The organism is Paenibacillus solani (genome assembly GCF_001277345.1).
Classification (GTDB): Bacteria; Bacillota; Bacilli; order Paenibacillales; family Paenibacillaceae; genus Paenibacillus_AQ; species Paenibacillus_AQ solani.
This window is the reverse complement of sequence record NZ_LIUT01000001.1, coordinates 2,739,422-2,752,497: the sequence shown is the minus strand read 5'-3', so window position 1 is coordinate 2,752,497 and position 13,076 is coordinate 2,739,422. Positions and strand designations below refer to the sequence as shown.

Annotated in this window: 16 protein-coding genes and 1 tRNA gene; 15 read left to right on the top strand and 2 right to left on the bottom strand. The window is 47.4% G+C overall.

Annotated features, from left to right (window positions below; genetic code table 11):
* Positions 1 to 11 precede the first annotated feature (11 nt).
* A complete protein-coding gene (locus AM231_RS12405) occupies positions 12 to 866 on the bottom strand; it encodes an alpha/beta hydrolase family protein (protein WP_054402867.1) in 855 nt (284 codons plus the stop codon).
* 197 nt (positions 867 to 1,063) lie between these two features.
* Between AM231_RS12405 and AM231_RS12395 the strand changes: the two genes are divergently transcribed.
* The 13 genes from AM231_RS12395 to AM231_RS12335 all read left to right on the top strand — a co-directional run bounded on the left by AM231_RS12395 (position 1,064) and on the right by AM231_RS12335 (position 10,301).
* A tRNA-His gene (locus AM231_RS12395) sits at positions 1,064 to 1,136 on the top strand.
* A 125-nt stretch (positions 1,137 to 1,261) separates the two neighbouring features.
* Complete coding sequence (locus tag AM231_RS12390) at positions 1,262 to 1,522, top strand: YqkE family protein (RefSeq protein ID WP_054402865.1); 261 nt, start codon at positions 1,262 to 1,264, stop codon at positions 1,520 to 1,522.
* Between the two features lie 152 nt (positions 1,523 to 1,674).
* Positions 1,675 to 2,256, top strand: coding sequence for a uridine kinase family protein (locus tag AM231_RS12385; protein ID WP_054402864.1), 582 nt, complete (start codon positions 1,675 to 1,677; stop codon positions 2,254 to 2,256).
* Positions 2,257 to 2,390: 134 nt separating this feature from the next.
* On the top strand, positions 2,391 to 3,110 hold the full coding sequence (locus AM231_RS12380; protein ID WP_054402863.1) for a DsbA family oxidoreductase: 720 nt from the start codon (positions 2,391 to 2,393) through the stop codon (positions 3,108 to 3,110).
* A 99-nt stretch (positions 3,111 to 3,209) separates the two neighbouring features.
* Positions 3,210 to 4,019 (top strand): GNAT family N-acetyltransferase, encoded by an 810-nt coding sequence (locus AM231_RS12375; RefSeq protein ID WP_054402862.1) that lies wholly within the window; start codon positions 3,210 to 3,212, stop codon positions 4,017 to 4,019.
* A gap of 36 nt (positions 4,020 to 4,055) precedes the next feature.
* Positions 4,056 to 4,658, top strand: a complete 603-nt coding sequence (locus AM231_RS12370; RefSeq protein ID WP_054402861.1) for a DUF4269 domain-containing protein — start codon at positions 4,056 to 4,058, stop codon at positions 4,656 to 4,658.
* Positions 4,651 to 5,139: a DinB family protein gene (locus AM231_RS12365; RefSeq protein WP_054402860.1), complete on the top strand. Its 489-nt coding sequence runs from the start codon at positions 4,651 to 4,653 to the stop codon at positions 5,137 to 5,139. The genes AM231_RS12370 and AM231_RS12365 overlap by 8 nt, the downstream gene beginning before the upstream one ends.
* Positions 5,140 to 5,175: 36 nt before the next feature.
* The gene (locus AM231_RS12360) at positions 5,176 to 5,790 is read left to right on the top strand and encodes a TVP38/TMEM64 family protein (RefSeq protein ID WP_054403637.1); all 615 of its coding nucleotides are present in this window, start codon (positions 5,176 to 5,178) and stop codon (positions 5,788 to 5,790) included.
* A gap of 177 nt (positions 5,791 to 5,967) precedes the next feature.
* On the top strand, positions 5,968 to 6,294 hold the full coding sequence (locus AM231_RS12355; RefSeq protein ID WP_054402859.1) for a hypothetical protein: 327 nt from the start codon (positions 5,968 to 5,970) through the stop codon (positions 6,292 to 6,294).
* Between the two features lie 199 nt (positions 6,295 to 6,493).
* On the top strand, positions 6,494 to 7,855 hold the full coding sequence (locus AM231_RS12350; protein WP_242615135.1) for a sensor histidine kinase: 1,362 nt from the start codon (positions 6,494 to 6,496) through the stop codon (positions 7,853 to 7,855).
* Complete coding sequence (locus tag AM231_RS12345) at positions 7,852 to 8,496, top strand: response regulator transcription factor (protein WP_054402858.1); 645 nt, start codon at positions 7,852 to 7,854, stop codon at positions 8,494 to 8,496. The genes AM231_RS12350 and AM231_RS12345 overlap by 4 nt, the downstream gene beginning before the upstream one ends.
* A 190-nt stretch (positions 8,497 to 8,686) precedes the next feature.
* A complete protein-coding gene (locus AM231_RS12340) occupies positions 8,687 to 9,640 on the top strand; it encodes a DoxX-like family protein (RefSeq protein WP_054402857.1) in 954 nt (317 codons plus the stop codon).
* Positions 9,624 to 10,301, top strand: coding sequence for a DUF4166 domain-containing protein (locus AM231_RS12335; protein WP_054402856.1), 678 nt, complete (start codon positions 9,624 to 9,626; stop codon positions 10,299 to 10,301). Before AM231_RS12340 ends, AM231_RS12335 begins: the two co-directional genes overlap by 17 nt.
* Here the strand turns inward: AM231_RS12335 and AM231_RS12330 are convergent.
* Positions 10,291 to 11,583 carry an MFS transporter gene (locus AM231_RS12330; protein WP_054402855.1) on the bottom strand — a complete coding sequence of 431 codons (1,293 nt, stop codon included), beginning with the start codon at positions 11,581 to 11,583 and terminating at the stop codon, positions 10,291 to 10,293. The two genes, AM231_RS12335 and AM231_RS12330, sit on opposite strands and share 11 nt — an antisense overlap.
* A 261-nt stretch (positions 11,584 to 11,844) precedes the next feature.
* Here AM231_RS12330 and AM231_RS12325 point away from each other — a divergent pair, with 261 nt between their 5' ends.
* Positions 11,845 to 12,600 (top strand): DUF2087 domain-containing protein, encoded by a 756-nt coding sequence (locus tag AM231_RS12325; protein ID WP_054402854.1) that lies wholly within the window; start codon positions 11,845 to 11,847, stop codon positions 12,598 to 12,600.
* Positions 12,601 to 12,632: 32 nt separating this feature from the next.
* Positions 12,633 to 12,986: a GIY-YIG nuclease family protein gene (locus AM231_RS12320; RefSeq protein WP_054402853.1), complete on the top strand. Its 354-nt coding sequence runs from the start codon at positions 12,633 to 12,635 to the stop codon at positions 12,984 to 12,986.
* The last annotated feature ends 90 nt before the right edge of the window (positions 12,987 to 13,076 follow it).

The window sequence follows — 13,076 nt, the reverse complement described above, 5'->3', positions numbered from 1 at the left end:
GCTTCTACTTCTCACACTCTCTTCAACCAATCGAACATCCGGTTGATTGCCGCAGCATGCTGCGGCGGAGGAAAATGATGCCGGAGTCCTTCATACAGATGGGCTTCCGGCTGATGTCCTTGTTCCCGCAGTTTCTCAAGCATGCGATAACTATGTTCAACCAGGACTTGCTCGTCCAGCGTTCCATGGACGAGCAGGACTGGACATTTGATACGATCCGCATAATGAATGGGGGATCGGAGCATATACTGTTCAGGTACCTTGGCAGGTGTGCCGCCAATGACTCTCTTCATCATTCTGCGCAGATCGATGCGCTCTTCATATGTTTGCGCCAGATCCGACACACCGCTCCAGAGAATCATTTTGGAAATTTGAGGTGATACGGCTGCTGCTACGGCAGCGTTGATAGCACCACGGGAGAATCCTAACAGATGGATTCTGCTGTCATCGATCCAGGAGAGGTGAGATAGCCATTCGATGGCGGTAATCACATCTCTAGTATCGGCACCTCCGAATTCATCACGTCCCTCGCTGCCTTCATTCCCGCGGTAGGCAGGGGCAAATACAGCATATCCTTGCGCTGCAAACTCCTCGATCCATTTTAATCTGACGGCTCCAATACGTCCGATGCCACCGCGGCAATATATGACGAGGGGCAGTTTATTTGCTGTCGTGCTTAAAGATTCTTCGGTTGAATTTTGGTCCATATTCATGGAGCAAGCCAGGGTTTCGGTTACCCTTACACCTTGGACAGCGTTTACTTCTTCGATCAGCACCCGGCCTTGCGTGTGGGATAACTGTGGGGGTAGTCCTAGATAACCCTTAACCTGCAGTCCATCTGAGACATAGTCAATGTGATAGATCATGGTGGCTCTACCTCCAGTTATAATCATCTTGCTGCTTCGTGGATTGGTTTTCGCAATTACAATAAATGAGTTCCAATAAGTATAGTATTTTCCTGCTGCTGAAATCAATGAATCCATGTAAGGAATTACAATTTGCCATAGGCCTGATCATTTGGTAAATTAGTAACTCGGACATGATCATCTTGTCCATTGCCATGGCGGTCGTGGCGAAGGGGTTAACGCACCGGATTGTGGCTCCGGCATTCGTGGGTTCAAATCCCATCGATCGCCCTTTAGTAATTATATAATGAGAAGGAGAGCCGAATGGCTCTCTTTTTCGTGTTATTTCTGAAGCAGAACCAGATGCCAGTGTGCATATAAAATGTTATAATGATGTGGAAATCGAGGTGAGTCTAATGGCAAAAAAGAATCGGACAGCCCCCTTACCACGTAAAGAAGCTGCGGAGAAACCCGCAACGTTAAAGGATATGCTGGACCCGCAAGTGCTGGCAAAATTGAAGGCGACGACCGAAACCTTGAAAGCAAGCGAAACCGAGCGGCTTGAGAAAGAGAGACAGGAGCGGGAAGCTCAGCGCAAGGCCGAGCAGAAGCGTCGCGATAACGACTTCGAGTATTTGCTGGAACATAGCGAGATGGATTGGAAGAAGTATAAATGACAGGCGGCCATACGCTGTCTGTTTTTTTATAAATGGATAAGAAACTTTAAGCTGGCTGACAATCGAATGTATAATGAGAAACAGGAAATACATGGTAATCATCCATAGGCGAAAACTGCTATTTGACCAATGCGGGGAAAGGTTAAGGGATTATGGAACATAATCAGACTTTAACGATCGGAATTGGGGGAGGCTCTGGCAGTGGCAAAACGACGCTAAGCTTTGAGCTCAAGCAGAAGTTAAGCATGTACCGGGTAGAGATCTTTCATATGGATCGTTATTACAAAGCCGAGAGACCCATAGCCAAGGCGCCCTTCACGAATCAACTTTTTGAGGATTTCAATCATCCGGATGCGGTTCATATTCAGAGGCTGATTGAGGATGTGGACAAAGCGATACATAGCGGCGAGTATGATGTGATCATCATCGAGGGGTTTCTTTTATACCAGTTCGAGCAGCTGCGGAATCTTTTGCAATTGAAAGTGTTCGTGGATTGTCCAGCGGACGAAAGAATGATTCGCCGTAACCGGCGATTTACGGAAAAGGGCCATAGCGAGCAGGAAGTCCTTCAGGAATATTTACAGCTCGTTCGGTACCGGCATGATGAATTCGTAGAGCCTACCCGTTGGTATGCGGATGTGGTGTTGAATGGCTCAATTGAGGGGAATCTTGGCTGCTCGGTTGTGACAGAGTGGATCTTGGCCAAAATTCAGGAGAATCGGATACAACCTTAAGCGGTTAGTTACATCATATTTTGGGAAGCCGATGAATCCTTATTATCTTGATGATATTGATATGTTGTTGATGTCATACTGCAAGCAGGTTACAATAAGTAAGTGTTTAATAAGCTCGCTAGGAGGCGAATAGAATGAAAGTTGAAATATGGTCGGATTTTATGTGTCCGTTCTGTTATATTGGTAAACGCCGTTTTGAAACGGCATTGGAGCAATTCCCTTATAGAGATCAAGTCGAAGTGGTGTACCGCAGCTTTGAGCTTGACCCTAATGCAGCGTACAAGCCGGGTGTCAGCATGGATGAGTTATTGGCATCCAAATACGGCATGAGCCTGGAACAAGCCAAGGCAGCCAATGCGAACGTGACCCAGCAAGCAGCTGGTGTAGGACTGACCTATCATATGGATCGCATTATCCCGGCCAATTCATTTAATGCTCACCGTCTAGTCCATTTTGCAGCTCAGCATGGTAAAATGAAAGAGATGACGGAGCGGTTATTCTACGCATATTTTACAGAGGGCGGAAATCTTGAAGACAAAAACTTGCTCTCCGATCTGGCAGCAGAAGTAGGTCTGGACCGTGAGCAAGCGGCGGCTACGCTTGAAAGTGATGCCTTCCAAACCGAGGTGCGCGCAGATGAAGCAGCTGCACCCCAGTTAGGAATCCGGGGAGTGCCATTCTTTGTACTGGGGGGTAAATATGCCGTTTCCGGTGCACAGCCGCTTGAGGTTTTCACGGATGCTTTGGATAAGGCTTATCGTGAAGCGAATCCGCTGGTAATGATGAATGATTCTGAAGATAACGGAGGCATGTGTACGGACGGGTCTTGCGATCTGCCAGACCAGGCGAAGTAAATTCATACTCTAAGCTATTCATGAGCCCGAAGATCGGAAAGCGAGTTTTCGGGCTCATTTACTCATTTACTGGCACTACGATAAGCAAAGGGGGATAATTTGATGCAGCTTCCATCTGAGGAACTTATGGTTCGTATCCAGCAGTCGGAAACGGACTACATGTATGATCGAATGAAAGCAATCGAAGAGCGGGCCGGAAATCCGGAGGGTGTGGAGATGGCGTATTTTGGCCATGCCTTGTGCCTATACAGCAAGACTATGCCGTGGCCTTCTTTTAACACGGTAAAAGGGATCCGGTCGGAGGATGTGGTCCATCTGGATGCTATCCTTGATTTCTATAAATCCAGAAACCGCAGCTTCCAGTTCGAGCTTGTTCCCGGCATGGTCAATCAAGAGCTGCTAGCAGAGCTAGCCAAGCGCGGCTTCTACCAATCCGGGTTTCATAATTCCTTATACATAAATCCACAAGAGCTGAAAGAAGTGCCAGATACCGGAATAGTGATCAAAACAATAGACAATGATGACTTTGAAGATTATGCTAAAGTACATTGCCTCGGAACAGGATTGCCTGACCAGGGGATTCCCTCTGTTGCGTCGAACAATCGAGTATTATACTCGCGTCCGGGCTGGAAATTCTATATGGCCTATATCAAGGGACAGCCGGCTGCAGCGGGTGTGATGCATGTGAATCATTCCACGGCTTCGCTTACATTTGCTGCGACACTCCCTGAGTTTCGAAGACAGGGCTTGCATCAGGAGTTGCTTCGTAAGAGAATAAGGGAAGCGAAACTTGAAGGGTGTAATCTCGTTGTCTCGCAGTGTGCCTTCCTGTCCCAGAGTCACCGAAACATGGACGCGATTGGCATGAAGCTGGCTTATGTGCGGACAACCTGGACAGAGCGCCAGTAGGCTGGATCGTAGAAGTAAGGCAGGGGGCAGTAATCGATGCAGGAAGACATCCATTTTCGAAATATAGAATACTTGCACCGCGGCTCTGCCAAACAGCAGGATGCGGCATTGGTGATCGATGAGCTTGAAATAATGGATCATCTGATATCCTACGATCCCATCCTGGTCGGAACCATTCCGATCGGCATTGATATCGATGGGAGCGATCTTGATATTATATGCTGCGTGTCGGATTTTGCCCGGTTTGAACAGGAAATCAAAGCTCGCTACAGCAGGTTAATTCCCGAGCTCACTTTCTCATCCCGGATTGTAAACAAGATAGAACGGATGGTTGTGCGTTTTCAGTATAAAGACTGGGACTTCGAAATATTCGCTCAGCCTGTGCCTTCTTCCAATCAGAACGGTTATCGTCACATGATGATTGAATTCAAGCTTCTGAATCGGCTGGGTGAAGCTGCAAAACAAAGAATCATCGAGCTGAAGAGGTTGGGTTACAAGACGGAGCCTGCCTTTGCGGAGCTGTTGAATATCCCGGGTGATCCTTATGAAGAACTGTTAAACATGTCATCCTGGTCGGAGGATCAACTGGATATCTATATATCAAATCTTGATATGGATAAGGAGCGGTGTCATGAGTGAAAAGCTGCAGTTGTTGAACGAGTATTCCGAGTGGATGGGCAAGGTTAAAGAATTCGCAGAGCAGGATGAGGCGTATTGGAACAGACCGCTTGCCGAAGGAAAATGGACGGTACGTGATGTCGTATGTCATATTATGCGCTGGGATGAATATTTCTACGAAGGTGCGATCGCGAAAATTTCTTCAGGAACACCACTCACTGTCAAGCATCTGGATTATGATAACTTTAATGAAGAGGCGAGAGGTTATGCCAAGACGGTATCGACGGAAGCTCTGGTAGATCAGACACTTATAGCCAGAGAGAGGCTGGTTCGGGCAATTGAAGCTTTGCCAGAAACGGCATATGACCAGCGGTACACGGATGGAGATGGACATCCTTTCGAAGTGGCACAGTTTATGCGCGACTTCATCTGGCATGACAAGCACCATCTGGCACAGCTGAATGGGGTGCTTCAAGCAGGTTCATCGGCAATACAAACGTAGAAATGGGTGAAGTCATTGAATGGCTACTTAGACATCATGTCTTATTTTACCGAGAGTAATCTGGAATGGTTTTTAGAACAGTTTAGAGCTTTAGGACCACTGCCAGGCATACTGTTAACCTTCTTGAAATCCTTCATACCTCCGATGCCCACGATGGTGATCGTAGGTGTAAATGCGGCGGTGTACGGGCTTTGGGCAGGGTTTCTATATTCCTGGATCGGTATGGTGGCAGGATGTTTGACGACATTTCTTCTGGTCCGCAAAATATCCGGTTCGGCGCTCATCGAGCGTTGGGGGAATAAACCTAAAGTCCAGCGCGGCATGCGCTGGATTCAGCGGAATGGATTCAGTTACGTCTTCTTGCTTGGCATACTTCCTGTCGGCCCGTTTGTCGCTGTCAATATAGCCGCCGGGCTGGCGAGAATGAATGTACTATCCTATCTCTTGGCTGTAAGTTTGGGCAAGGGCATTATGATATTCTGCGTTTCTTACATTGGCGCCAACCTGTCTGACTTTATCGCGGAACCCTACAAATTGCTTGGCGTTCTTGCTTTTATTATCTTATCCTTATGGGCCAGTCGGAAATTGGATTCCCACTTTGTAAGAAAACAAGCGGTACAAGATACACAAGCAGAGCTCCAGTCCAATTAATTGGCCAAACCATCTGTTTATTATACTGAGCTGGATGTCATTGATTAATGTTAAAGATAAGCTGGCGGTATGGTCGTTTATTGGCCATATCGCCTTTTTGCATAGCACAGACTCTCTTTTTCTGTATAATGGAAAATAGATAAATCCTAACCAGTACAAGCAGTAAGGAGTGTGCTTATGGCTAAACTGGCCTCATCCATTCTGGAAATGATTCGTATGATGATCATCATGATGATCTTTGTGACGGTTTTGGGCAATATCGAGCATCAAATACTGAAGCTCTGGGTTCCCTGGGACGGACTTTACTACTTATTCTTATTCATAGGGAATGTGTTGTGGTTTGCGGTACTTTATCGGAATCGCCTGCAATTTAGCGAATGGTATCGATCGAAGATGAAGGAGAAATTATCCAGAAAATCAACGTGGACCTTAGTGTCTCTGGGTACGATCTTTATTGCAGCACCGGCGTTGAATAAAATGGTCGCCTTCGTAGCAGGGCTGTAATACAATTGGAATACGCTGAATTTGCCGTAATACATTAAGGGGCCATCCCCAAGGTCGATACCTTGGGGTGGCCCCTTACTTAATTCTTACAGACTTTGGAGAAAGCCCCTCTTTTGGTATTATCCCCTCAAAGTAGACACTCGAAAAAGTCCCCCTGCTTCTGCAATTGTGGTAGGATGAGTTTATATATGGGAAGAGAATGGGACGATGGATCATGATGTATTATGTGGCTGCACTTTGGTGTGCAGCGGCTGTGCTGTTAGTAAGTCAGCCTCGAAGCGGGGTGAACCGCTGGGCCGCTTTTTTTCTATGGAGTGCCGGAATCGGCGGATTGACGGATTGGCTTGTACCTGACGGCTTTATTGCGGTCCGATATGAACCCTGGATTCAGTTTCTGAACCATAGCCTGACTCCGTACGGCGTGTTGATATTTTGCATGGTGTACACCCGGAAGCCTCGTGACCCCAGGCGGATGCGCCATTTCAAAATAGGCTTGTTATTGCCGGTGTTTGTCATGCTGGTTCAGGTTTTGTTGTCTGAGGGTTACCGAATTCATTATGGATTGTTATTCGTATGGACAGGCCCCTATTATGTGGCTGCTTGCGCCTTGCTTATTCGCGGATTATCGGAAGAGATGAACCCGCAGAAACGCAAAAATATGTGGATCACAACCTGGATCATGGTGCCTACTTTGCTTGGTGTTATGCTGCTGATTAATGTTGGGAACTTAATCGCACCCGGTTATGATTCCTTTCGGTATGTGTCCCTGTTTATTCTGTATTCGATGGGCGTTGCGACAATCTGTACTTTTGTATATGGCGTCCTGGGTGTTCGTCTTCGATTTGAGCGCGATCCACTGGATCGCACGATGCAGGCTGTCAGTTCGGGTACATCGATGCTGAATCATACCATTAAGAACGAGATTGGGAAGATTGCGCTGAGCACGGAAAATGTGAAGCGGATGCTTCCTCCGGATAACGATAATGCATTGGAACAACTGGAGGTCATTGCCCATTCCTCGGAGCATCTGCTGGCAATGGTTGAACGGATGCAGCGGCAGATGAAGGTGTTTAAGCTTGAGGAGGCGCCAGTCTGTATAGACGAGATGATGGTTGAGCTTATGCTTCGTGAGCAGGAGCTGTTAAGCAGAGATGGCATCGAATTGAAGGTGATTTGCCGTGATCGTCCATGGCTGCTCATTGATGCCGTCCATGTACAGGAAGCGATCAGAAATCTCATATCAAACAGCGTTGAGGCGATGCCTGATGGTGGGCTGATTATCATTACAGTTACAGCAAACCGAAAAGGAGCTGCCATTTCCATTAAGGATAACGGAATAGGTATCCCACGGGAGCAGCAGGCCCATGTGTTTGAGCCCTTTTACAGCACCAAGAGTCACCAGCGGTTTAACTTCGGCTTGGGATTGTCATATGTTTATAATGTCATGACGCGAAGCGGAGGTTCTGTGGGACTTGAAAGCAGCGAATCAGTCGGAACGGAGATTACGTTATATTTTCCCCGCAGCAAAATCATTCGTTTGTCCGGGAGGGATGAGGCTTGAATCAAATACACATTCTGCTGGTAGAAGATGATCCGGACTGGATTAAATCTATTATTTATTTTCTGAATTCGCAGGAAGATATGATCGTGGTTGGTGCGGCTGAGTCGCCCGAGAAAGCTGTGGACATGGCGTTAATCCTATCGTTTGATATCGTGCTGATGGATATTCAGTTGACTGCAGGCAGGCTTGACGGCATCTACACGGCTGCCGAAATTATGGAGCGCAAGCCAGAGGCGAAAGTTATCATGCTGACCTCGCTCGATGATGAGCGGGTCATTACGCAATCTTTTACGGCCGGGGCTGTTAATTACATTGAAAAGTCAAGATTTAAGGAATTGCCGGCAGCTATTCGCCAAGCTGTGCTTCACCCCGGATCTATGGATGTGCTGCTCAAGGAGTTCGCCCGCCTCAAGCGTGAAGAGCAGCTGCGGAACTTGACGCCTGCGGAGCGGGAAGTGTTTGAACTGTTGGAGGAAGGATATACTCATTCCCAAATGGAGAAGAAACTGTTCAAAACCGAAAGCACGCTCAAGAACCAAATAAATAAAATTCTGAAAAAGCTCGGGGCCAAGAACGGCAAGGAGGCCGTGGAGAAGGTTCGTCGTAAAGGGATTGTGAAAGAGAACGATGGAAAAGGTTAAAGAGTTAATTTATCCCGAGTTGATATAGGGAGCATGTGAAGGAGGTACTACAAATCGTAGTACCTCTTTTTTGTATGTACTACAAAATTGAGGTCTGACGGTGTATTCTGCATGGTTGTAAAATGACTTGTAAATAGCGGAAATGTCCGGCAGTAAAGAGGAGGACATTTTGATAGGGAGATGAACACCCATGAAGAGAAATCCGATCTATGTAGAACTTGATATGAAGACGGATATGGATACATTGTGGTCGTTAACGCAAATACCAGAGCAGCACACGCAGTGGGATTTACGATTTTCTGAGATTCACTATTTGCCGATGTCAGACTCAGATATCCAGCGCTTTTTATATAAAACCCGCATCGGTTTTGGATTGGAAGTAACGGGAGTAGGCGCTGCGAAGACGGTTGAACATCGGGGATCGGGAAACCGCCTGTCTACGCTGCGCTTCAGTTCGGATCAGCGCATTTCCCTTATAAAAGAGGGGAGCGGCTATTGGAGGTACACGGATAACGGTGATGGCATCGTTACCTTCTGTACCCGGTATGATTACAGAACACGGTTCGGTATGCTGGGCGTCTGGTTTGACCGGCTGCTGTTTCGCCCTCTGTTCGGTGCAGCGACGGCTTGGAGCTTTGATGTGCTGCGTTTATGGGCAGAGAAGAATATACGGCCTTCGGCTACCATCAGGAAGGCATATATCCATGCTTTGAGTGTATTTCTTCTGGTCTTGCTCTGGTGCTACGAGGGGCTGGTTCCCAAGCTGTTGTTTCCGGAAGCGGGTGAGCTTGATCTTCTCCGGCAATCAGGCTTGGCAGCGGGTCAGGAGGGTCTGATCCTCACATTACTTGGTTTAAGCGAGATTGGCGCAGGTTTATTGACACTGTTCTTTCACAAGAGTCGGTTGTGGTACAGACTGCTGATTATCTTGCTCACGGTCCTGATGCTTGGCGCATGGATGATAGATCCTCAGCTCATGAAAGCTCCGTTCAATCCGCTAATATTGAGTCTACCCATGATCGGATTGTGCTTCATTGCCTCGCTGTCGGCTGAAGATCTTCCGAGCGCTTTTCGATGTGTGCGAACACCTGCCTCCAGGCTTAAAACCCGCAAAGGAGTGACGAAAGATGACATCAATCTATGAACAAGCTCTGGGAGCAGGGTTCAAGCAGCTCCATCCCAAAATTCAGGAGCGATTCGGATTAAGCAGTAAAGACCATATCGCTTCAATCGGCGAAGGTGTCATGGAAGAAATTTGGTATGCCCGCTGGGCTGCACTGCCGCTACATATAGGGACGACACGGCATATTATGTTTCCGAATCGGGGAGAAGCAGTTCCATTTCGGATTGAAAACTATGCATATCAGGATGAATGGGGGAGGGAAACCGTCACGTGGTGCCGCACCTTTAACTTCCCTGGCATTCAGCGGCGGTTTGATGCCACGATGATATATAGTGAACAGCGCGGCCGTGTCGTGGATTACTTAGGGAACAAGCAGCATTTGGCCGTCGACCTGCGGATCACTGCAGGCGATAACGGAGGAATCCGAATTCAATCGGGGGAGCAGAGATTCTATGAAGGGCTGTTGGGATTTAGAGTCCCTCCATGGTTTACCGGAACGGCTGACGTATGTGAATGGTATGATGATGTGACTCAGAAATACCGGATATCTGTTCAGGTGAGCAATCCAGTATTCGGGCCTGTCTTTCGGTATAAGGGAAGCTTTCAGGCCCGGATAATCACAGTTGGGGAAGATGATGTTCCACCTCATGTCAAACCCCTGCGGGTTGAGATTAGAGAGTAGCGGAGGACTCGGAGGTGATGCTGCGGTCCTTACGTTCACGAAACATGCGATAGTATAGAAACGAAGATAAGACATACAGCGTTCCTGTGATACAAAATGTGATGGCATATCCCCAGTAGCTTCCATATGTAGTTACCAATCTGGACTGGATCGGTCCCATGGTGGCCCAGCCGAGCATAAAGGCGGTTTGCGTAACTGAATTCGCGATGCCCCTGCGGTGATCCGGCACACGATCGATCAGAATCGAGGACTGAATCGGATTGGCGGCATTCATCAAAGCTTGGCGGAACAGGAATCCGACGGATGCTATGAGGAGTACATTCGTGAAGCCGGTTAACAGCAGGAAGGGAAGGGACAAGACTTGAAAGAGCACCACGGCTCTGACAGCCCCAACGCGGTTCACAAGGGAGGGTCCGATCAGCATAGATACAATCGTCATGACTTGTCCAAGTGATATTAAGATTCCGACCGCTGATAATGAGACCGAGAAACGGTTGGTAAAATACAAATTTAAGTAAGGCACGACGAGTCCCGAGCCCAGCCCGATTAACAATTGGGCGAGCGCAAATTGTCCGATAATTTTGAAATCGCCTGCGGCTGAGGTGTTTACAACGTTACCTGATTCGGGTACTTCGGCAGGACACACTGGATCCAGCGACTGAGTATCCCCTGGTTTCCGCTCCATCGTGAACAGGAGTGGGAAGAACGCGGTAAAGGTTGTCAATCCGCCAATGAACAGCGCGGTTTTCAAGCTGCCGACCTTATCCATGCCCATTGCCTGCAAGGCATCGGCCAGGAAGCCGCCTCCCATGCTGCCTAACACTTGGGAAGCCAGGACAAGCGAGGCGTGAATGCTAAAGATGCGCATACGTGCCGATTTTGCCGTATTTTCCGCCAAAAACGGGATAGCTAGTACCTGAAAAAAGGATGCAAACAGGCCAACGTAAATCGCCAGGCCCAGCAGGCTGAATTCGCTCTCCAGAAATGAACGAGCAATCAGTCCCGCGCCGCTTAGCAGTGCGCCAAGGATCAGTATCCGCTTGCGGCTGCCACGGTCCCCGATCAGACCGATTGGAATAAACATCAACGCGGTGGCCAGGGATTGAATACTGACCACTGTTCCATTCATGGAGTCATTGTATCCCAGGCTTTGTATGTACAGATTATAGAGTACGCTAAACATGCCGGTACCGAACTGATACAGCACATTAGCCAGAAAAAACAGCTTGATGTTACGCGGCCAAAAACGGATTTCGTTTGCCGACCGATGTATGAAGCCCATGATGATACCTCCTAAATTTGACAGCAGCATCTCCTATTCTAGCAGGTTGAGCAGAGGTGAGGAAGCATTATTATAAAGAGTTTGTCACGAACGTTGTACTTAAGTATTCGAAAATCATATCTGCATGGAAGTGGAACCTCATTCTAAGCTCCCTTCTATCGGGTATGGTTTTTTTGTGGAATGGGGATCATTCGTCCGATTGACAAAACATAGACGAAATAATAAACTGTCTATAAATAACATAGAAAAGTGGTGTTCACATTGGATCTTAACGATCGTTTCTGGAATGCGTCTATAGATGAACTTAAACAAGGGTACATTGACGAAGGCCCCGTATGGGTATGTCTTCTATGCGGCAAGACGCTGGAGAAAGGGATCATCTACCCGGATCGAGAGGTATTGTATGAATCGGAACGATATATGAATGTTCACATCCGCCGAGAGCACGGCTCCGTATTTCAGTATCTGTCAGGTCTTGATAAGAAGCTGACTGGACTTACTGAGCATCAGAACCGATTGCTGCAGCTCTTTTATCAAGGGAAGAATGATAAGGAGGTACAGGAAGAGCTCGGAATAGGCAGCGCATCGACGATACGTAATCACCGGTTTGCTTTGAAGGAGAAGGAAAGACAATCCAAGGTCCTGCTGACTTTAATGGAACTGCTGAAGGATAAGGACAATCATGCACCGGCGTTTGTTGAAATACCCAAGCAAGCGAAGATGGTAGATGAGCGGTACAATGTTACGGAGGAAGAAAGAGAATCGATTTTGGCGAAGGTGTTTCCGGAAGGGACCGATGGACCGCTTAAGACGTTCAAGATCAAAGAGAAGCAGAAGTACGTCGTCCTGCGTGAAATTGCTGCTCGTTTGGAGCCTGGAGTGATCTATTCGGAACAGGAGATTAATGACATGATCGGCAGGGAAAACCCCGATTATGTGACGATTCGCCGATATTTGATTGAATATGGTTTTTTGGATCGCAAGGATGATGGAAGCCAGTACTGGTTAACAACGTAAACATAAATGCCAAGATAGGGAGGATCATAACCATGAGTCGCAGACAAGAACTGAATCAAATATATAAGGAAATAAAGATAGAAGCCGGTATTTATCAGATTCGAAATACGCAGAACGAGAAAGTATGGGTTGCCGGGACGAATAACCTGAAAACCATAAACGGCAAACGGTTTGAGCTGCAGATGGGGACAAGTTACAATAAGACGCTGCAGAAAGAATGGAATGAATATGGAGAAGATGCGTTTGTCTTTGAGATTCTGGAGAAGATCGAACCGAAGGAAGATCCGTACTATGATCTGAAGGATGCAATTAGCAAGCGGGAAGCATTTTGGATCGAAAAGCTAGAGCCTTTTGGAGAAAAAGGATATAACACGGTAAGAAAATAAGGCTTTTGTGTGGCAAATGTCTCGTAGGATATGAAATCGCATGCCTTTCAATTGCAATGCCGGGCAAGGGTAAGATATGATGATTTTAGC